This is a genomic window from Kitasatospora sp. NPDC058492, assembly GCF_042720685.1.
In the GTDB taxonomy this organism is placed as follows: Bacteria; Actinomycetota; Actinomycetes; order Streptomycetales; family Streptomycetaceae; genus Kitasatospora.
Genome location: NZ_JBHXMU010000001.1, coordinates 204,373 through 224,418, shown reverse-complemented (window position 1 = coordinate 224,418; position 20,046 = coordinate 204,373). Strand labels below are relative to the sequence as shown.

14 protein-coding genes are annotated in these 20,046 nt (G+C 71.9%); 3 read left to right on the top strand and 11 right to left on the bottom strand.

Annotated elements, in window-relative coordinates; all coding sequences use genetic code 11:
• Window positions 1-54 precede the first annotated feature (54 nt).
• Window positions 55-1,791, bottom strand: coding sequence for an amidase (locus tag ACFWPI_RS00900; protein ID WP_380369255.1), 1,737 nt, complete (start codon window positions 1,789-1,791; stop codon window positions 55-57).
• A gap of 151 nt (window positions 1,792-1,942) precedes the next feature.
• Window positions 1,943-2,818, bottom strand: coding sequence for an APC family permease (locus tag ACFWPI_RS00895; protein ID WP_380369474.1), 876 nt, complete (start codon window positions 2,816-2,818; stop codon window positions 1,943-1,945).
• Window positions 2,819-3,102: 284 nt separating this feature from the next.
• On the opposite strand from ACFWPI_RS00895, the gene ACFWPI_RS00890 reads away from it, so the two are divergent.
• Both ACFWPI_RS00890 and ACFWPI_RS00885 read left to right on the top strand, forming a co-directional pair.
• Window positions 3,103-3,732, top strand: a complete 630-nt coding sequence (locus ACFWPI_RS00890; protein WP_331743719.1) for a TetR/AcrR family transcriptional regulator C-terminal domain-containing protein — start codon at window positions 3,103-3,105, stop codon at window positions 3,730-3,732.
• 209 nt (window positions 3,733-3,941) lie between these two features.
• Window positions 3,942-6,257 (top strand): LPXTG cell wall anchor domain-containing protein, encoded by a 2,316-nt coding sequence (locus ACFWPI_RS00885; protein WP_380369251.1) that lies wholly within the window; start codon window positions 3,942-3,944, stop codon window positions 6,255-6,257.
• A gap of 190 nt (window positions 6,258-6,447) precedes the next feature.
• Here ACFWPI_RS00885 and ACFWPI_RS00880 read toward each other — a convergent pair whose 3' ends face one another.
• From ACFWPI_RS00880 to ACFWPI_RS00865, 4 genes are all read right to left on the bottom strand, one after another.
• Window positions 6,448-7,812, bottom strand: a complete 1,365-nt coding sequence (locus tag ACFWPI_RS00880) for a nitrate/sulfonate/bicarbonate ABC transporter ATP-binding protein (protein WP_380369249.1) — start codon at window positions 7,810-7,812, stop codon at window positions 6,448-6,450.
• 30 nt (window positions 7,813-7,842) lie between these two features.
• A complete protein-coding gene (locus tag ACFWPI_RS00875; RefSeq protein ID WP_380369246.1) occupies window positions 7,843-9,519 on the bottom strand; it encodes an ABC transporter permease in 1,677 nt (558 codons plus the stop codon).
• A 482-nt stretch (window positions 9,520-10,001) separates the two neighbouring features.
• A complete protein-coding gene (locus ACFWPI_RS00870; RefSeq protein WP_380369244.1) occupies window positions 10,002-11,513 on the bottom strand; it encodes a restriction endonuclease in 1,512 nt (503 codons plus the stop codon).
• 439 nt (window positions 11,514-11,952) lie between these two features.
• Window positions 11,953-12,210, bottom strand: a complete 258-nt coding sequence (locus tag ACFWPI_RS00865) for a hypothetical protein (protein ID WP_380369241.1) — start codon at window positions 12,208-12,210, stop codon at window positions 11,953-11,955.
• Between the two features lie 805 nt (window positions 12,211-13,015).
• Here ACFWPI_RS00865 and ACFWPI_RS00860 point away from each other — a divergent pair.
• Complete coding sequence (locus tag ACFWPI_RS00860; RefSeq protein ID WP_380369239.1) at window positions 13,016-14,167, top strand: DNA gyrase subunit B; 1,152 nt, start codon at window positions 13,016-13,018, stop codon at window positions 14,165-14,167.
• Window positions 14,168-14,299: 132 nt separating this feature from the next.
• On the opposite strand, the gene ACFWPI_RS00855 is transcribed toward ACFWPI_RS00860, so the two are convergent.
• The 5 genes from ACFWPI_RS00855 to ACFWPI_RS00835 all read right to left on the bottom strand — a co-directional run bounded on the left by ACFWPI_RS00855 (window position 14,300) and on the right by ACFWPI_RS00835 (window position 20,045).
• Window positions 14,300-15,340, bottom strand: coding sequence for a zinc-dependent alcohol dehydrogenase family protein (locus ACFWPI_RS00855; protein ID WP_380369236.1), 1,041 nt, complete (start codon window positions 15,338-15,340; stop codon window positions 14,300-14,302).
• Window positions 15,341-15,470: 130 nt separating this feature from the next.
• Complete coding sequence (locus ACFWPI_RS00850; RefSeq protein ID WP_380369234.1) at window positions 15,471-17,024, bottom strand: MFS transporter; 1,554 nt, start codon at window positions 17,022-17,024, stop codon at window positions 15,471-15,473.
• Window positions 17,021-18,316: a hypothetical protein gene (locus tag ACFWPI_RS00845; protein WP_380369231.1), complete on the bottom strand. Its 1,296-nt coding sequence runs from the start codon at window positions 18,314-18,316 to the stop codon at window positions 17,021-17,023. The genes ACFWPI_RS00850 and ACFWPI_RS00845 overlap by 4 nt, the downstream gene beginning before the upstream one ends.
• Window positions 18,313-19,104 (bottom strand): creatininase family protein, encoded by a 792-nt coding sequence (locus tag ACFWPI_RS00840; RefSeq protein ID WP_380369229.1) that lies wholly within the window; start codon window positions 19,102-19,104, stop codon window positions 18,313-18,315. Before ACFWPI_RS00840 ends, ACFWPI_RS00845 begins: the two co-directional genes overlap by 4 nt.
• Window positions 19,101-20,045, bottom strand: coding sequence for a dihydroorotate dehydrogenase (locus ACFWPI_RS00835; RefSeq protein ID WP_380369226.1), 945 nt, complete (start codon window positions 20,043-20,045; stop codon window positions 19,101-19,103). The genes ACFWPI_RS00840 and ACFWPI_RS00835 overlap by 4 nt, the downstream gene beginning before the upstream one ends.
• Window position 20,046: the final 1 nt, after the last annotated feature.

The window sequence follows — 20,046 nt, the reverse complement described above, 5'->3', positions numbered from 1 at the left end:
TGTGAAGTCGCGGGGGGCATTGGGAACCCGCGATCCCTTTGTCCTGGCTGTCCGTCAGCCGACCGGAAGGCGCGGGGTGCGCGGCGGTTCCGTGCGGCGTTGCCCGGTCGTCTCGAAGGCGGCGGCGAGCTGGAGCAGGGTGTTGTCGTCGTAGGAGCGCCCGGCGAAGGTCAGCCCGACGGGCATGCCGGTGTCCGCCATGGTGCCCATGGGGACGGTGACCGTCGGGATGCCGAGGTGGCGGGGGACGAGGTTGCCGTTGGCGACCCAGACGCCGTTGCGCCAGCCGAGGTCCGCGGAGGACTCGTTCACGTCCATGTCCGCAGGGCCGACGTCGGCGACGGCGGGGAAGACCACGGCGTGCAGGCCGAGTTCGTCCATCCACGTCTCCAGGTCGATCCGGCGGGTCTCCTCGAGCCCGCGCAGTCCCTGCTCGAGGTGCGGGATCTCGGTGATCGACGCGTAGGGGCGGTCGCGCACCAGCCGCGGGTAGTCGGCGATCACGTCGTCGAAGCCGGCGTAGCGGTCCGGCAGTTCGCCGGGGTGCTTGGGCCAGATGAGTGCGCTGTCGACGTCGGCGAGGGTCGCCAGTGCGGGGTCCGCGTTGGCGCGCAGGAAGTCGTCCCAGGCCCAGGCGGAGAGGTCGAGGATCTCGTGGGTGAGGAAGTCGCGGCTGACGAGGCCTCGGGTGAGGAGGGAGGGCGCGCCGGGGCGGTCGGACTCGTAGTTGGTCACCACGGGGAACTCGACCTCGACGACCTCGGCGCCGGCGGCCTCCAGGTCGCGGCGGGCGGCCTGCCACAGGGCGATCACCGAGGCGCGCGTGTCGATCGGCTGCCCGGTCTGGCCGCCGATGCCGCCGTCGGGGTTGGTGCCGGCGTCGGGGTCGGCGTTGATGTACATCCGGGGGACGCCGACGCGCCGGCCGGCGAGCGTTGCGCGCGCCGCTGCCGCGTCCGCGGGAGCCAGCGCCGGGTACGAGGCCGGACGGACCTGGGACGGCGCGGGCAGCGGGATCCAGGGCTGTGCGCGCCACAGGTCGCCGCGGGTGTCCGGGTCGTCGGCGACGATGACGTCGAGCAGTTCGAACAGGTCGGCCATGGTGCGGGTGTGGGGGACGACGACGTCCATGGTCGGTACGAGCGGCCAGTTGCCGCGCACCGAGATCACGCCGCGGCTCGGCGTGTAGGCGCACAGCGCGTTGTTGGAGGCGGGGGCCCGGCCCGAGGACCAGGTCTCCTCGCCGAGGCCGAAGGCGCCGAACGAGGCGGCCGTGGCGGTGCCGGAGCCGTTGGAGGAGCCGGAGCCGTAGGCGCTGGTCAGCCAGTCGGCGCTGTACGGGCTCTCCGCGCGGCCGTACACGCCGCGCTGCATGCCGCCGTTGGCCATCGGCGGCATGTTCGTCAGGCCGATGAGCACGGCCCCGCCGGCGCGCAGGCGCTCGATGGCGAAGGCGTCGCGCTGGGCGACGAGGTGCTCGAAGGCCGGTGAGCCGGCGGCGGCGGTGAGGCCCTCGGCGAGGTAGCTGTCCTTGGCGGTGTAGGGGATGCCGTCGAGGGGACCGAGGGTCTCGCCGCGTGCGCGGCGGGCGTCGGAGGCCTCGGCCTCGGCGCGGGCGTGCGGGTTCATCACGACCATCGCGTTGAGCGCGGTGGCGGTGCCGGGTCGGTCGTAGGCGTCGATCCGGGCGAGGTAGGCGTCGAGCAGGCCGACCGCGGTGGTCTCGCCCTTCTCCAACGCCGCGCGCAGGTCGGCGATATCTGTCTCGACGACGTCGAATGCGCGTGTCATGCGGGTGCCTCCAGGGTTTTCGGTTGAACGGTCCGAGGCGTTCGGCCTCGAAGGTGCGGCGCTGGGCCGCTGGTGGGACTTGGCCCCGCCCGGGGGTGGGGACGCAGCTTCGCACGTGTCGGCCGAGCGGTGTCGGCCGGGTCGGCGCCGGCTACAGGACGGCGGGGGCGAGTTCGTCGGTGTGCGGGTGCTCCTGGTCGGTGTCGGCCATGCGGCGGTCGGGGCGGCGCGCGAGCAGGTAGGCGAGGCCGGCGAGGGTGACGGTGCCGACGCCGAGCGGTGCCGCCCAGATCTGGTACCAGGGTGCTCCGGCCGGGGCGAGGATGGTGCGCGGCCAGCATATGTTGACCAGTTCGAAGCCGGTCCACAGCACCGCGAGGACGTTGAGCGGGGTGCCGAGGCGTCCGTAGCCGACCGCGCCGGCGGGCTTCCAGGTGCCGCGCAGGCGGGCGATGAGGGCGACGAGGGCGAGCAGGAAGAACGGCACGAAGATGGCGGCGCTGCCGAAGGTGATCAGGCTGCCGATGGCCGAGGTGTTCAGGCCGAGCACCAGTGCGGCGCAGCTGACCACCGTGGCCGCGACGAGGCCGCCGATCGGCGCCTTGTGCCGGTTGACCTTGCGGACGTGGCGGGAGAACGGGAAGACGTCGTCGCGGGCGAGGGAGTAGAGGCCGCGGGCGGCGCCGCCCTGGGAGGCCATCAGGCAGGCGGTGAAGCTGATCAGGACGACGAGGACGAAGGGCTTCTCGGCCCAGCCGCCGAAGGCGTGGGTGACGGCGGTGGTGACCGGGTCGAGGTCCTTGGCCGCGACGACGGCGGCGGGGTCGGGGTGGGCGAGCTCGACGGAGACCGCGTTGAGGATGACGACGAGTCCGACGCTGAGCAGCGACCACCACATCGCCTTGGGGACCTGTCGAGCGGCGTTCTTGGTCTCCTCGGCGGTCGACACACAGGCGTCGAAGCCCATGAAGGCCCAGCCGACGACGGCCACGGCGGCGAGCAGGGCGCCGGTGTCGCTGATGCCCAGCCCCTTCGGCGCGTTCAGGAAGTCGGTGAGCAGGGAGAAGCCGTGCTGCCGGAAGAAGCCCCACGACCGGGGAGACGACGGCGAAGCCCATGGAGATGTTTCCGAGCACGCTCAGGCTGCGCCGCAGCTCCTGCTGGTAGCCGAGCGCGGCCAGCCGGTCGGCATCGGTCGGGGTGTTCTCGGCCACGGGCTGCGCCCTCCAGATAAAACTAACTTTGTTAGCAACTGCTGTCGGTCTGGCACGATAGCCCCCGGACACGGAGAGCGGAAGAGGGGAATTTTCGGTGGGCCGACCTACCAAGGCACTGCTGACCCGCGAGCGGATCGCGCTCGCCGCGCTCCAGGTGGTGGACGAGGACGGCCCCGACGGCCTGACCATGCGAGCACTGGCGGAGCGGCTCGGGGTCAAGGCGGCCTCGCTCTACAACCACATCCAGAGCAAGGACGCGCTGGTCGACACGGTCTCCGAGCTGGTCAACGACGAGATCGATCACACTCCGCTGGGCGATCCCGACTGGCGGGCCGGCCTCGCGGCGTACGCGCGCGGCTACCGCGCGGTCTTCCTGAGGCACCCGAACACCATCGCCCTGCTCGCCCGCCGCCGCGTCGAAGCAGCCAGCGCGCTGCGCGGCTACGACGCGCTGCTCGCCCTCCTCGGCCGGGCCGGTCTCGGCCCCGCGGACGCGGCGGAGGTCGCCGCCGCGCTGGACTACCTGGTACTCGGCTCCGCGATGGAGACCTTCACGGCCGGCTTCACCCGGGCACCGGCCGCATACCGGCCGGAGTACCCGGCGCTCGCGGACGCCCTGGACGGCTCCTTCGCCCGCGGCGGTGGTGCTACGGGCCTCGACGACCGCGGGTTCGAGCTGGGGCTCGGTCTGCTGCTCGACGGCGTGGAGCGTCGGACACCGTAGGGCCGGGGCGGGTCGTCGCGTCCCCCGGGAGGGGAGTGAGGCTCCCGATCGCCGGGCAAGCCCGACTTCGCCACAGCGACCACACCCCGGGCGTTGGGGCCACTGGTGCTGCGCCGGGCAGGTGAAGAAACCACCCGTCAGGCTTGGATTCGGGCCGGCGCAGGTACGTGGTCCTGCTGTCCGTGCCGTCTCCCGACATCGAGGTTCCCGTGTCATCTGTCCGACGGTTGCGGCCGCGCCCGCCGCACGTCCTGTCCGCGCTGCTGGCGGTGGTGCTCGGTGCGGGCGCTGCCGCGCTGACCGTTCCGGCCCCGGCCGCCTCTGCGGGGACACCGAGGCCCGGTCACGCCCAGTCGGTTGCGGAACCGGCGACCAAAGCAGCCAAAGCAGCCAAGGCGGCCAAGCCCAAGCCACGGGGAGCCGGCACTCAGCGTCCGATCGGCCCGGACCCGGTGGTCGACCTGCTGGCGCACGGCAACCTCACGATGGCCTCCAACTCGGTGCTGACCTGCGACGACAGCGACGGCACGGTCTGCTCGGACACCGAGGGCTCGAACAACGGGCGGACCAAGTTCATCAAGGTCGACCCGAACGCGCCGGGCCCCAACGCCGCCTCCGCGCAACTGCTGCTGCCGGCCGGGGCGAACGTCCTCTCCGCCCGCCTGTACTGGCAGTTCAACCCGACCGGGACCAGCACCAACGGCACCTCCGGGGACATCAACAAGGGCAACCAGGTCTTCTGGAAGGTCCCGGGCGCGAGCGGCTACCAGCAGGTGACCGCCGACACCTACGACTGGTTCGACCAGAAAGTCGGCGGGAACCCGCCCGAACCGCTGCTGGCCGGCGGGGCGGTCAAGGACGTGACCGCCGAGGTCAAGGCGGCCGGCCCCGGCAGCTACACCGTCGCCGACATCCAGGCGTGCAGCGGACGCTCCTCCGCGCAGAACTACGGTGGCAACAACGTGGGTTGCTGGGGCGGCTGGTCACTCGTCGTCGCGTACGAGGACCAGGCCGAGCCGCTGCGCTACCTCCAGGTCTGGGACGGCTACCAGCTGCTGCGCGACCCGGACAACTCGACCACGCTGACGCTCGGCGGCATCCGCACCCCCGCCACCACGGCCCCGCGCGCCACCATGGGGATCACCGTCGGCGACGGCGACGCGCCGATCGCCGGGGACACCCTGGCCGTCGGCTCCACGCCGGAGAACCTGACCCTCCTGCCGATGCCCGGCCCCAACGGGGTCGGCACCGACAACGCGTTCACCAGCCGGATCGACCACGTCGCCGCGGACGGCACCGGGACCAACATCACCACCCGCGACCCCGACCCGATCAACAACTACGGCTACGACGCCCGGATGATCGACGTGACCGGCAAGATCCCGGCCGGCAGCGAGCAGGCCCTGGTCCGGATCAGCGGCGCCGGCGACGCCCTGGAACCGCAGGCGGCCTGGCTCGCCCTCGACGCCCTCGAACCCGACCTGCGGATCACCAAGGCCAACACCCCGCCCGGCAGCCCCGACGACAACCCGCCCGGTCTGGTCGGCCCCGGCGAGACCATCACCTACACCTTCGCGGTGACCAACCGCCGCCAGGACGGCAGCAGCACGGACCTCGACACCGCGACCGACGTCACCGTGACCGACACGATCCCGGTCGGCACCACCTTCGTCCCCGCCTCCAACCCCGCCTGCCGGGCCAGCGGACAGACCGTCACCTGCACCGTCCCCGACCTGCCCCCGGGCGCCGAGGCCGACGTCGCCTTCCAGGTCACCGTCGACGCCTCGGCCGCTGTCGGCACCCACCTCGACGACACCGCCACCCTCCACTTCCAGGGCAGCCAGACCCAGCGGGCCCAGGAGCGCACCAGCAACACCGTCCGCAACACCGTCGCCGCGGTACCCGCCTACACCATCACCAAGACGGCCGACCCCGGCACGGCCAAGCCCGGTGACACCGTCCACTACCGGATCCAGGTCACCAACACCAGCCAGACGGACGCCCCCGGGGTCACCCTCACCGACGACCTGTCGGGCGTGCTGAACTCCGCCGCGTACAACAACGACGCCACTGCCGACCGCGGGCAGGTCCAGTCCGTCGGGACCACGCTGACCTGGAGCGGGGACCTGCCCGTCGGCGCCACCGCGACCATCAACTACTCCGTCACCGTGCGCTCCCCGCTGGCCGCCGACGCGGTCCTGCGCAACACCGTCTCCTCCGACACCTTCGGGAACAACTGCCGCCCCGGCTCCACCGACGCGCACTGCCGCGCCGAGGTGCCGGTGACCGTGCCGAGCCCGAGTCCCAGCCCGAGCCCGACGTCCTCGCCGAGCCCCGGCCCGACCACCAGCCCCAGCCCGGCGCCCAGCCCGATCCCGACCCACACCCCTCCGCCCGGACACGGCGGCCAACTCCCTGAGACCGGCAGCAACATGGGCGGGATCCTGCCCTTCGTCGGCTTCGCCGCGCTCGGCACCGTCGCGGCGGGCGCGCTCCTGCTGCTGAGGAGCCGCCGCACCCGCTGAGCCCCGCACCCGCTGAGCCCCGCACCCGCTGAGCCCCGCACCCGCACGACCCCACGGCCGCACCCACACCCCCCGCGTGGGTGCGGCCTCGTACTGCCGGGCGGCGCCGGACGGACCGGGGAGCGAAGGGTCGGCCGGGCCTGCTCGCCGACGCGGCGGCCCATCGGAAGGACTGAGGCCCGCACCCCGCCTACAGGGCGTCCTGCGCGCCGGGGTCCAGAGTGAGTTCGCCGTCGCCGGAGTCGTAGTCGAACAGCTCGGCGTAGCGGCCCCAGTCGATGGCGGTGTCCAGCTGGCGGCGCGCGTCCTCGGCGGAGAACCCGCGCCGCAGCAGGTCGAGGAACAACCCTTCGCGCAGGGTATGACCGTCGGTGGCGGCCAGGGCCTGGACGATGGCCCGCACGAGCGGGGCGCGGCTGGCGGCGTGGTGGGCGAAGAGCTGCTTGCTGGTGAGGATGTCGGCGGCGGCGAACTCGCGGCCGGCGTCGGTGACGCGGATGCGGGGGCCCTCGGTGCGCGCGAGGTCGAGCAGCTCGGCGGCGTCGACCAGGGGTAGCAGGTCGTCGATCTCGAAGTTGAGTTCGTCGGCGATCTCCGCCAGGCCGTCCTCGCCGCCGCGGGCGACGAGGATTTCCAGCAGGCCCGCCAGCCCGCCGACGCTGACCTCCGGCAGCGGCGTGCTGGTCGGGGTCGGGGCGGGCCGCTCGGCACCACCGGTCGTCGCAGGCTCTACCGCGGCGACGGCAGCATCCTCCCGGCCGGTGAGGATGCCGTAGACGGTGTCGACGATGGATTCGAAGTGCGGGTCCTGGCGGTTGCGGGGGCGGGGCAGATCGACGCGCAGTTCGGCCTGGATGCGGCCGGGGTTGGCGGCCAGCACCAGGATGCGGTCGGCCAGCAGGACGGCTTCCTCGATGTTGTGGGTGACGATCAGGATCGACTTGACCGGCGCCTCATGCCCTTCCCACAGGCCGACCAGCTCGTTGCGCAGGTTCTCGGCGGTGAGCACGTCCAGAGCGGAGAACGGCTCGTCCATCAGCAGCGCGTCCGGTTCGACGACCAGGGCGCGGGCGAAGCCGACGCGCTGGCGCATGCCACCGGACAGTTCCTTGGGGTAGGCGGACTCGAAGCCGTCCAGACCGATCAGGTCGATCGCCTTCAGCGCCCGCACGCGCCGCTCCTGTTCACCGACGCCCTGGGCGTGCAGGCCCAGTTCGACGTTCTGCTGCACGGTGAGCCAGGGCAGCAGGGCGAAGGACTGGAAGACCATCGACACACCCGGGTTGGCACCGGTCAGCGGCTCGCCCCGGTAGGCGACGGTGCCCGAGGACGGGGCGATCAGCCCGGCGATGCACCGCAGCAGGGTCGACTTGCCGGAGCCGGACTTGCCCAGCAGCGCGACGATCTCGCCCTCCGCCAGGTGGAAGCCGATGTCGTCCAGGACAGGCAGCTCCCGGCCGTCGGGGGTGGTGAACGTCTTGGTCACCCGCTCGGCCCGCACGATCGTGGCGCCGGTCGGGCGGGGGCCGGGGGTGCGCGGGTGGTCGGTGGTCACGGGTCCTGCCTCGCTCGCTGGTACGAAAGGTCAGAGGGAGTAGCGGGTCTCGGCGATGCGGTAGAGGCGGCGCCAGAACAGCCGGTTGAGGGCGACGACGTACAGGCTCATCACCACGATGCCGACCAGGATCTTCGGGAAGTCCCCGGTGGCGGTGGCCTGGGTGATGTAGGAGCCGAGGCCGGTGGCGGTCAGCGTGTGGGAGCCGTAGGTCACGACCTCCGCGACGATGGAGGCGTTCCACGCTCCGCCGGCCGCCGTGATCCCGCCGGTGACGTAGGAGGGGAAGATCGCGGGCAGGATGAAGGTGCGCCACTTCAGTCTCCCGCCGACGTGGAAGGTGGTCATCGCCTCGCGCAGGTCGGTGGGGATGGCCGAGGCGCCGGCGATCACGTTGAACAGGATGTACCACTGCGCGCCCAGCGCCATCAGCAGGATCGCGCCGACGTTCAGCGAGATGCCCAGCGCGACGAACGCGGCGGTGGCGAACGGGAAGACGAAGTTCGCCGGGAAGCTCGCCAGGACCTGCACCACGGGCTGGGCGAAGCGGGTCACCCGCGGGTTCATGCCGATCCACACGCCGATCGGCACCCACACCACCGTCGCGAACGCGAGCAGGATGATCACCCGGCCGAAGGTCGCCGCTCCCAGGGCCAGCGCGTGTCCGAACTCCGCGAGCCCCACCGTGGATCTGACGTAGGCGAACGCCTTCCACGCCCCGAAGAGCACCAGCACGCTGACCGCACCGGCGAAGAACACGTCCCCCGTCCGCTCGCGCGCCGCCGACCCGCCGATCGGGTGCTCGGCCAGCCCGAACGGCCGGCTCGCCCGCTCCAGCGCGCGGCCGATCGGCAGCAACGGGCGGCCGAGCCGTTCGGGGACGCTTGAGCGGCGCAACAGGTCGAGCATCAGACTGCGGGGGCGCTCGGCGGCTTCCGACTCCTCCACCCGGAACCGCTCCGACCAGGCGACCATGGGCCGCCAGAACAGCACGTTCACGCCCATCACCATGACCACCATCACGGCGATCGCGATGCCGACCTGGCCCAGGTCGCCGGCGGCGATGGCCGCCGCGGCGTAGGACCCCATGCCGGGCAGCGCGTAGCGGTGGTTGAGGACGCTGATGGTCTCGGAGGCGGCGAGGAAGAACCAGGCGCCGCCGAAGCTCATCATGCCGTTCCACACCAGCGGGATCATCCCGGAGGGCACGTCGAGCTGCCAGAACCGCTGCCACTTCGTCAGCCGCATCACCCGCGCGGCCTCGTCCAGCTCCTTGGGCTGGGAGACGAGGGAGTAGTAGAAGGCGAAGGTCATGTTCCAGGCCATCGCGGTGAAGATCGCGAAGATCGAGGCGCACTCCAGGCCCAGGATCGAACCGGGGAACAGGGCGATGAACGCGGTCACCGTCACCGACAGGAAGCCCAGCACCGGCACGGACTGCAGGATGTCCAGCACTGGCAGCAGCACTTTGTCCGCCCGCCGGAGCCGCGCCGCGGCGGTGGCGTACACGAAGGTGAACACCACCGACGCCACCAGCGCCGCGAACATCCGTACCAGCGAGCGCACCGCGTAGTACGGCAGGTTCGCCGGGTCCGTCGACACCGTGTCAGGAGCCGTGCTGGGCAGGAACGGCGCGTTCAGCGACGGGGCGAGCCGCAGCAGGCCGTACAGGAACGCGACCAGTGCCACGACCACCAGCACGTCCACCCACCGGAATGCCGGCCGCCGCCACACCCCCCGCGAGGGGAACCCGCCCGGACCCGCCACCTGGCCTCCCGTGTCACCGTCGGCTCGCTGCCTCGGCCAGGAAACCATGCCCGGGAAACTCCGGACGAGTCCCCGCCGAGCGACACGCGAACACTCACCGACAGAAGATCCAGAGCAGCCGAGGCGTCCCTCACACGGCGCCCACGTCCTCCTCGCCGAGTTGCCCGCTGCTCCGCAACTTCCCGCCGGGCACGTCGAAATGGAACAAAGTAGAACACAGGATGGGCCGACAGGTGGTCGACGTCTTGCGATCTTGCCGGGGACCAGCTGGGGACCAGGGATCTCAGTGGGAGTTCCGCCGTGGCCTGCCGGGTAGGCCCTGGAACGGCACCATTTCCCCACGGGCAGGGCGCTGCTGCCGTGGGGGCCTCGGCCGGTCCGGAGCCTCCCGCCTTGGGGGGACTATCGAGTGGTTCCCGCGCTCACCCGAGGTCGTCGGCCTGCCAGCCCGGGGGGACCTTGGGCAGTCCGATCAGGGCGTCGATGTTCAGGTGCTTGGCCAGGAGTGCTTTGAGGTTGCGGCCGTCGATGAGGCGGATGCGGCCGTTGCGGTGGGCGAAGTCGTAGCTGGCCTTGCCGAACCATGAGGTGGTGACGAGGATGCCGTAGCCGGCATCCTTGTCGTGCATGACGCCGGCCAGGGCTCGGACGGTCTCCACCGGCACCGCGTTCTTGGATCGTTTGGCCTGGATGGCGAAGACGCTGGCTCCGGTGGGGTCTGCCAGGGTTGCGACGGCGTCCACGCCGTCGTCGCGGGATCCCTGGGTGCGCCAGGTCTCGTAGCCCATGGCCTCGAAGAGTTCGCGCACCAGCCGCTCGAAGTCGTAGGGGTTCATCTGGAGCAGGTCCGGCCGGCTGTCCAGCGTGGCGACGACGGCGGTGTCGGTGATGATGCGGTAGCGGGACAGGTCCGCCTCGATGATGGGTGTGACCGGTTCCAGGTCGTGGGGGTGCTTGGAGACGGTGGCGCCGAGCCGGTGGAGGCACTGCTGCGGGTCGAGCCTGGGCTCGTCCAGGACCAGTTCGGCGAAGTCCTTGCGCTGGGCGATGACACTGACGACGCACGCCCGGATGGCCTGGCCGGTTGCCGGATCCGTCGCGTTGACGCGGCCGTTGAGGATGACGCTCTCCACGAACGCGGCCGGTGTGGCGGAGAACGCCTCGTCCAGCGCGCGCAGGGCCAGGCGGGCCACCAGCCGGGCGTAGGCCTCGTGGACTTCGGCCTGCTTGAGCGGCTGGGGGACGACCTCGGCCCGCTGCGCCACGTAGCGGTAGGAGGCCACCGTGGGAACGATCTCGTGGCTCGGGAGCTCGACCTCGACCAGGAGCTGCTGCGCCTCGGGGACGTAGAGCGTGTGGGCCGCCGTTCGGCAGCCCTCGGGGACCGGAGAGCGCCGCAAGAGGTCTTCCACGACGCTGGCGACGCCTTGCGGGCCGTCGTGGGCGAAGGCCTGTTCCACGTGCGGATGCCACAGGTCGAGACCCTCGGGACGCTGCAGCAGGACCGCTTCCAACTCCTCGCGGCACAAGCGGCATTGGAGCGTTCCCTCGTCGGCCTGGGCTTTGAGGCGGGCCGTCTCCGCTTGCCGGGCCTGCCGTTGGGCTTCCTTCTCGGCCTGGGCCTCCTCGCGTTTCTTCGCCTCCTCCGCTCGACGGCGGGCTGCCTGGCGCTTGGCCAACTCGGCCTCCACCCGAGCGGCTTCCCTCGCACGGGCGGCTTCCTCGCGCTTGAGGTGCTTCTCTCCGGCGGCCAGGAGCCGGGCGTGTTCGACCGCAGGATCGACCGTCCGCTTCCGGGGGCGAGGTGGAGCCGGCGTGGAGGTCTTGGCGGGTGCCTGCTGCTGCGTCCTTTGCCGGGCCTCCGCGGCTTTCGCCTGCTGCTTCAGGCGGTACGCCTCCGCGAGGATCTCCGCCACCGTCTTGCGGCGTGCCACCAGCCCACCCCCTGGTCCATTGCCGCGCACACCGGCACGGCGGCCCTCTACAGCCTCTGCGTTACCCGAGCAGCACTACCCGGTGGAGACGGCTGGGAATCCGCAGTCTCGGGCCGGGGCAGGAGGACCGGGTCAGGCGGCCTGGTGCACAACGCGCCGCTGTCAATCGGGAGATGGCGCGTTCATTCGGATGGAGACTCGGATGGAGACGGTGAGCTGCTGCTGTCGGAGGTGTTCGGCGGACGCGGACGTTCGCAGGTGCGTCGGGGCGGGGGCGCTCGGGACGACGTACGGGGCAGCGAATGGCTCGGGATCGACGGCGTAGGCGCCACGGGCTGTGGTGAGACCCGGCTGGTCGCCCTCGTCGTGGTCCGCACAGCGCTGCTCAGGTAGTTCGTCGAGACTCCGCAGCGGCCCGGCCAGGCCGTTGAGCGCGGGCTCACCCGCGGACCTCGTAGCGTGCACCCGGCCGAGGCCAGCTGGGGTCCATGAAGTCGGGGCGGTCGATCCGGTGGAAGCAGCGCACCAGGAACTCGGTGAACGTTCCGGCGGTCTCGAACCACTCGCCCTCATCACTGCTGATGATGATCCGCCATTCGGTGGGATCGTCCTCGACCGCGCGGAAGAAGTACCGGCTGCCGTGCTCGTCGCTTCCCCATAGCAGCAGAACGCCCGATTGGACGTCGGACTCGTCCACCTCCCACCAGCCCTCGGCGATCTCGCCGTACCAGGCTGGACGCTCAGGTGGGGGCCCCAGTGGCGCTCCAGCTCGGCCGGTGTGGTGTCCATCGGCCGGTCGATTGTCAGGTAACCGTCCACCGAGCCGGGGCCGTACAGGTCGAGGAACGCCTTGAAGTCGGCGGGCAGCCGGAAGCCGAGGTGCCGCTCGCTGGCATCCCAGATCGCGGGCCTGGCCCGGCCCCAGCACGAGGGTTCCCCGAGCAGCGTGCGTAGTTGCTCCAGTGCGGTTCGGCCCTCCGGGCGGGGACGGGAGGTTGCTGGTGTCAGCATTGCCACAGGAACACGGCTCGTGCGCAGGGCTCCGTGGTGCCCGCGTACGTCATCAGGGTCGGCGTCACAGGTGGCGACTGTACGACAGGCCGCTGACACCTTCTCGGCGTCCCGTCATGCCGGCGGCAGATGCTGCACGCCGGGCTCAGCGCCACCGGAACCAGCGTCGTTCCTCCACGCCCGGCGCGAGCAAGTCGGACAGCTGAAACGGCCGCGGAGCCGGACGGTTCAGGGGTCATCCACGATCGCGCCGGGGTGACGTGAAAATTCTTGAAACTCGTGGCCCCGCAGCCGCCCGGAACGGTGCCGCAGACGCCCCTCAGGGGGCCGTGGCCGGATTGCGGCGGTCGTGCGCACCCGTCCCCGGCCGGGCGCTCGCGATCGCCCCTCAGGAGCCCGTCCGTGACCTTGCTAAAGTGGCTCTGACCTGGTGTTTTCTCGGAAATCTCGTAGGCTGGGGAGCTCTGTCGGACACCTTCGGAGGGGGCATCATGAGCGAGGAATCAGAGGCGTACGACGCCAGCACGATCGTGGTTCTTGAGGGCTTGGAGGCCGTTCGGAAGTGGCCCGGGATGTACATCGGATCGGTCGGTGAACGCGGCCTGCACGACCTGGTGTTCGAGGCCGCCGAGCGGGCGCTGGACGAGATCCTCGGCGGTACCGCCAGCCGTGTCGAGATCACCCTCACCGCCGACGGCGGCATCCGCGTCGCCGACGACGGCACGGGCCTCCCGATCGAGCACGCCGGCCACAGCGACGGCCCTGCGCTGGAGACCCGGTTGACCGTGCTCTGCTGCGGGGCGCAGCCTGCCAACCGGCGCTGGCTGCTCGCCGGCTACTTCGGCATGGGACTGGCCGTCGTCAACGCGCTGTCGGGCCGTCTGACGGCCGAGGTGCGGCGCGACGGCGCCCGCTGGGTGCTGGAGTACGAGCGAGGCGTAGCCGTCGCGACGCCCACCCGCACTGGACCGGCCGACGGCAGCGGGACCGCGATCACCTTCCGGCCCGATGCCGAGATCTTCGAGACGCTGGAGTTCTCGTTCGACGCGCTGGCCGATCGCTTCAGGGAACTGGCCATCCTGAACCGAGACTTGGACATCACCCTGACCGATGACCGCGACCCCGCGGCGCCCCGGGCCGTCCGCTTCCGGTTCCCGGGCGGACCGAGGGACCGCATCGCGGAGCAGAGCGCCCCCCTCCACCCGGACGTGATCGGCTTCGAGAGGGAGTACTCCGAAATGGAGGGAAGTGTCGAGGTGGCCTTCCGTTGGTGCGACTCGCGCGAGGAGCGGGTCGAAAGCTATGCCAACAGCCGGCCGACCACCGGCGGCGGCACGCACGAGCTCGGGTTCCGAGACGGTCTGGCGGTTGCGGTCAACGCCTACGCCCGCGAGCAGCAGCTGCTGATGCCGTCCGACCCCGACTTCACCCCCGCCCAGCTCGGCGCGGGCCTGACGGCGGTCGTGTCGGTGAAGCTCGATCGCCCCGAGTTCGAGGGGTGCACCCGCGACAGACTGGGCAACGGGCCTGTCCGTGCCTGCGTCGCCGAGGCCGTCCGGGAGCACCTGGCCGCCTGGCTCCGCGCCGACCCGGCGCAGGCGGCCGCCGTCCTCGCCCGGATCTCGATGACCGCCCGCCGCTGACAGCGCACCGAAGACACCGAAGCCCAGGTCGGGGTTGGGTCCCCGGCCTGGGCTTTTCGGTGGGTGCAGACGATCCCGGCGACCCCACCAGCCACCGGGCGCCACGGTCGTCGGGGCCCGGCCCGCCTTCGGCTACTCCGGGACGAGGACCGCGACTCCGGTCACGCGGCCCGCGGCGAGGTCGCCGAGGGCCGCGTCGGCGTGCCGCAGCGGGTAGCGGCGCACGTGGACCACCGGGCGGGTCCGGGTGGCCTCGGCCAGGTAGGCCTGTCCGTCGGCCCGGGTGTTGGCGGTGACGCTGCGCAGCGTGCGTTCCTGGAAGAGGTGCCGCTGGTAGTTCAGTGGCGGGATGTCGCTGAGGTGGATGCCGGCCACCGCGAGCGTGCCGCCCCGGTCCAGCGCCGCGAGGGCGACCGGCACCAGTTCGCCGACCGGGGCGAAGAGGACGGCGGCGTCCAGCGGTTCGGGGGGCGGGTCGTACGAGTCGCCGGCGAACTCGGCGCCGAGCTCCAGCGCCAGCCGTCGGGCCGCCGCACCCCGGGTGAACGCGGCCACCCGCGCGCCCCGGGCGAGGGCGAGCTGGGCGGTCAGGTGCGCGGACGCGCCGAAGCCGTAGATGCCCAGGAGCCCGCCCGACGGCAGCTCGGCCCGCTCCAGCGCCCGGTAGCCGATGATCCCGGCGCACAGCAGAGGGGCGAGCTCCTCGGCGGGCGGCCCTTCGGGCAGGCGGTAGGCGAAACGGGCGTCCGCGACCACGTGGCGGGCGTAGCCGCCGTGCCGGTCCCAGCCGGTGTAGCGGGAATCCGGGCAGAGGTTCTCCCGCCCGGTCCGGCAGTACCCGCAGCTGCCGCAGGTCCGGGCCAGCCAGGCCACCCCGGCGCGGTCCCCGACGGTGAACTCCTCGACCGCGGGACCGGCCGCCCGTACGCGCCCGACCACTTCGTGCCCCGGTGAGCACCGTGCCACCCGGGGAGCGAGGTCCCCCTCGGCCAGGTGCAGGTCCGTACGGCACACCCCGCACGCCTCCACTTCCACCAGGATCTCCTGCGGTCCGGGTGCGGACAGCGGCCGCCGCTCCCACACCAGCGGCCCCGGGCGTGCCGTACCCACCGGCCCCGGCTGCGCCACGACCCAGGCCTCGGTCTCTCCCGGTGCTGCGTGTGTGGTGTCCATCGCCGCCTCGTGTGTTGCTGCCCCTGCTCTTCAGGATCATCCCGGCAGGGCCGCCGTGCACACGGGCCCTGCGTCGCCCCGCTTCTGCGCCGCCCCGCCGGACAGTCGTGGAGGACCCCCTTCCGCGCAGTCAGGTCCGTTCGTTCGGCTGTCTCCTGCTCGGTGTGCTGCTCGTCCCCGGACCCGGCGGGGCCGAGGACGTCGAGGCGTCTGCGGCTGCGCCGGCTGCGCCGGCTGCGCCGGCTGCGTTGGATGCGACGGATCGCGTCGACGTTCTCGTCGGGGTGGCCAGGAGGATCGTGGCCAGGGTGAGGGCGGCAGCCAGCCAGGTGGTGGTGTGGAAGGCGTCGGTGAAGGCCTGGGCGGTTTCCGGGGAGGCGCCCGCGTCCAGTGGGGACGATGACGTGCCCGGGGGGAGGAGCAGTCGGTAGGCCACCGTGGTGACCGTGCCGAAGACGGCGATCCCCAGGCCGGCGCCGGCCTCGTAGGCGACGGACTCGATGCCCGCCGCCGCGCCTGCCTGGGAGGACGGCGCGGTGGTCATGATCAGGTTCGAGGCGACCATCTGGACCAGGCCGTGGCCGAACCCGATCAGGGCCAGCCCGAGCGGGACCACCGTGCCGGAGGCGGCCAGCACGTATCCGGTCGCCGCGAGCAGCAGGCCGGCGGGTACGCCCGCGCGCGGTTGTCCCAGGCGGGAGAGGAGCAGTCCGCCCACCGGCCCCGCCACCGTCGCGGCCAACGGCATCGGGATCAGGTACAGCGCGGCGGCCTCCGCCGACAGTCCCTTGGCGATCTGCAGGTACTGCACCAGCTGGAGTTCGAAGCCGACCATCACCAGCACCGGCAGTACCGAGGCCACCACTCCGGCGCGCAGCCCGGGCAGCCGGAACAGGGACAGGTCCAGCATCGGGTGCGGCATCCGCTGCTGCCGTCGCACGAACAGCACCAGCGCGGTCAGGCCCGCCGCCGCCGGCAGCACCACCTCCGGGATGCCGACGCCGTCGTGGGTGAAGGCGATGATGGCGTAGGCGCAGCCCAGGAATCCCACCATCGAGAGCAGGGGCGAGGTGGCCTCCCACGGTTGCCGTTCGGACTCGACCTCGTTGCGCAGCAGCAGTGCCACGGCGGGCACGGCCAGTGCCACGATCGGCAGGTTGACCAGGAAGATCGAGCCCCACCAGAAGTGTTGGAGCAGGAAGCCGCCGGCCACCGGTCCCAGTGCCGAGGCGCCGGCGGCGACCGCGCTCCACGCTCCGATGGCCACCGCGTGGTCTCGGCCGTCGCCGAAGGTCTGCCGGATCAGCGCCAGCGTGGCCGGGATGATCATCGACGCGCCGACCGCCAGCAGTGCCCGGGCGCCGATCAGGGCGGGCGGACCGGGTGCCACCGCGCACAGCGCCGAGGCCGCGCTGAAGACGCCCAGTCCGGCCAGCAGCAGCCGCTTGTGCCCGATCCGGTCGCCCAACGGCCCGCTGACCAGCACCAGTCCGACCATCAGGAGCGAGTACACGTCGACCGCCCACAGCAGTTCGGTCGGGGAGGCCTGCAGTTCGTGGGCGAGGGTCGGGACGGTGATGGTGAGGATGGTGACGTCCACGGCGGCGGGCAGGAAGCACAGCAGCACCACGGTCAGCACCAGCCAGCGCCGGGCCGTCCCGACCACGGGCAGCGGGCTGCTCACCGGCCGAGGTCCAGAGCCGTCCTGGCTCGGTCGATCAGGTCGTGCAGTTCGGCGAGGCTGGGGGCGTAGAACATGCAGCTCAGTCTGCCAGTTTGAAGGTCCGTCAGCTCGGTCGGGACCACGCCCCGGTCGGCGTGTCGGGGTGAGGCCACGAGCGGTCCGAGCAGACGCAGCACTTCCGGCAGGTACAGCCCGGCCGGAAGGCCGTAGAAGTCGTAGTTGCCGACCGCGTGGGTGTCGAGGTAGCCGGGGCCGATGAGGTGCTCGCCGAACTCGTGCACGTGACTCGACCCGGTACGGCGGGCGTTGAGGTCGTGCAGGTAGACGACGCCGTCGCGGGCGATCGCGTCGATGCCGAAGCGCCCGCGGTAGCCGCGCCGTTGCATCTCCTCGGCCAGCCGGAGTCCGCCCTCGGTCAGCGGGCGGTACCACCATGCGCGGCGCAGTTCGCGCGCGGTGACGTTGCCGCGCAGGTGCGTGGCGCCCTCGAACAGCATGTCGGTCGTGTAGCAGAGGTGGGGCGGGGCGTCCGCCGGCACCATGTACTCCACGGACGGGAAGGTGATGTCGCCGTGGAGGAACTCCTCGACGACCACCGGGTCCTCGTCGTAGAACGTGCTTCCGGCCAGGCGTTCGGCGATGTCGTCGTCGCCGGGCCGGAAGATCAGCAGGCCGAGGCTCGCCTCGCCGCGGTCCGCCTTGACGATGCACGGTGTGCCGGTCGCGAGCATGTCCCGGACGGCGGCCGGCACGTCCTGCTTCCCGGCGCAGTGCGTGCCGGGCGGGATGCGGCAGGGTCCGTCGGTCATGCCGAGGTCGGTGGCCAGGTCGCGCAGGCCGGTCTTGGTGTCCAGCAGGTCGCGCAGGGACTGCTGCGGCGGGCTCTCCGGCAGTTCGGTCACCACGTCGTACCGGGTGCGCAGGGCTTCGGTGAACCGCCACAGGTCGGCGGTGGTGGTGTGCGGGATCAGCCGGAGTCTGCGGCCCGGCCCGGCGTGGGCGGCCACGGCGGCCATCAGCTCGGGATCGGCGAGCATGTCGGCGAACAGCGAGCCGGTGCGGCCCGCCGGGCTGAGGTTCACCACACCGTCGATCTCCAGGAACTTCCGCTGCCAGTCCAGGTCTCCGATCGGCTCGTAGGTGATGAGCATCTTGTCCAGCGGTCCCCAGAACAGCGCCTGGTCCTGCTGGGCGTAGCACTCCGACAGCAGTTCGTCGACGTCGTCGGCGCGGACGGCGAAGTCGCGCAGGGTGTCGACGGCGTTGCTCACGCAGAGGGTGGGTACGGTCACGGCTTCTCCTCGTGCAGATCGTGCAGAAGTCCGTCGCCCTGGGACACCAGGTCGACCGCGGCCGAGACCACGTGCCAGAAGAGCTCCTTGCCCAGGGCGGCGGTGGAGCCCGAAGTGCTGGACAGGACGCCCTGGTTGGTCGTGCGGCTCACGTCGGCGGGGTGCAGGTAGATCCCCGGGCGGGGTGGGTCGGCGTGGTCGGGCCGTGCGGGCGAGACCAGCTCCGGGCGGAGGTAGAGCATCAGGCTGGTCTCGGTGATCCCCGCGTGCTCGGCGTGCCACCCCGGGAAGAGCGGCACCCGCCCGGCGAGCCAGTCGGTGTCGACCAGGCTCCACCAGCTCAGCGCGACGAACTCCTTGCCCGCGGCCGCCGGCCGTCGGCCCACCTCGTCGAGGGCCTCGAAGAGGAACGGCTCGTTCTCGAAGTGGCCGTTGACGACCAGCAGTCGGCTCCACGGCAGGGCGCACAGCGACTCCAGCGCGTCCTCCAGGAAGGCCAGCAGGGACCGACCGCGCACGTAGACGGTGCCGGGGAAGGCCAGGCCGCCGCCGCTCTGCGGAAGCGACCGCGCCGCGATGGACTGCGTCGGCAGGGTCAGGGCGTTCAGCTCGTAGGCGATCTGTCGGGCGAACGCTTCGGCGAGCACGGTGTCCACGGACAGCGGCAGGTGCGGACCGTGCTGTTCGGTGGCTCCCACCGGCCACACCACGGTCCGCCCGGTGGTGGCCGCCAGGACGTCGGCGCTGCTCAGGTCGCACAGCTGCGGTCCGGCGCTGCGGGGGGTCATGGCCGCACCTGCCCGGATCGGTTCGCGCCGGTGGCGGGTTCGAGGCCCCGGCCGGTGTTCCCGGCGTTGGTAATCCCGGCGTTGACGTTCCCCGTCCCGGTGTTGTCCGTTCCGGTGGTCTCGGCCACGATCCGGGTGAGCGTGGGGTACATGTCGGTGTGCAGCGCGGTGTACACCTGGGCCACCACCGCGCCGACCGCCAGGTAGTCGTGCACGTCCCGGCCCGACTGCACGCCGCCGGAGGCCAGCACGGGAAGGGTGAACCCGGCTCGGCGCAGCTTCCACAGGGAGGCCAGCACGAGCGGCTTGATGCCCGGTCCGGAGTAGCCGAACACGCCGCCGAGTTGGAGGTCACCGGTCTCCGGGTGCACGGCGGCGGCGGGCAGGGTGTCGCTGATGGTCACCGCGTCGGCGCCGGCCCGGGCGGCGGCGAACGCCCGGGCGTGCAGGCCCTCCCCGCTGGCCAGCTTGACCGAGAACGGCACCCGCGTCGCAGCGCGGGTGGCTGCGGTGTAGGCGTGCACTCGCTCGGGGGTGTCGTCGAGGCCGTCCTCCTCGTTGAGGCAGGAGATGCCCAGTTCCAGTGCCCGGCAGCCCGTCGCCTCCACGCGGGCCGCCAACTCGGCGAGTTCCGCCGGGCTGTCGGCGTGCAGCGACGCGATGACCGGCAGCCCGTCCCTGGTCAGGTCGCGCAGGATGCGCACCCAGTGCTCGACGGACCGTTTGGAGTAGGTGGTGCTGTTGATCATTCCGGTGGGCAGCCTGACGAGGCGCTCGTCCAGGCCGATCGGCGGGTTGGGGTGGATGGTCTTGGTGACCACCGCGCCCGCGCCGGCGTCCAGCAGCCTGCGGATGTTGCGCTCCTGGTCGGTGAGCAGGCCGGAGCCGACCACGACCGGATTGGCCAGGTGCATCCCCAGCAGGTGGGTCGGGGCCTCCATG

What these genes read in the sequence shown, in the direction of transcription:
- ACFWPI_RS00900 (WP_380369255.1), bottom strand. Translation starts at nt 1,791, where the DNA reads ATGACACGCGCATTCGACGTCGTCGAGACAGATATCGCCGACCTGCGC.
- ACFWPI_RS00860 (WP_380369239.1), top strand. Translation starts at nt 13,016, where the DNA reads ATGAGCGAGGAATCAGAGGCGTACGACGCCAGCACGATCGTGGTTCTT.
- ACFWPI_RS00855 (WP_380369236.1), bottom strand. Translation starts at nt 15,340, where the DNA reads ATGGACACCACACACGCAGCACCGGGAGAGACCGAGGCCTGGGTCGTG.
- ACFWPI_RS00840 (WP_380369229.1), bottom strand. Translation starts at nt 19,104, where the DNA reads ATGACCCCCCGCAGCGCCGGACCGCAGCTGTGCGACCTGAGCAGCGCC.
- ACFWPI_RS00835 (WP_380369226.1), bottom strand. Translation starts at nt 20,045, where the DNA reads ATGGAGGCCCCGACCCACCTGCTGGGGATGCACCTGGCCAATCCGGTC.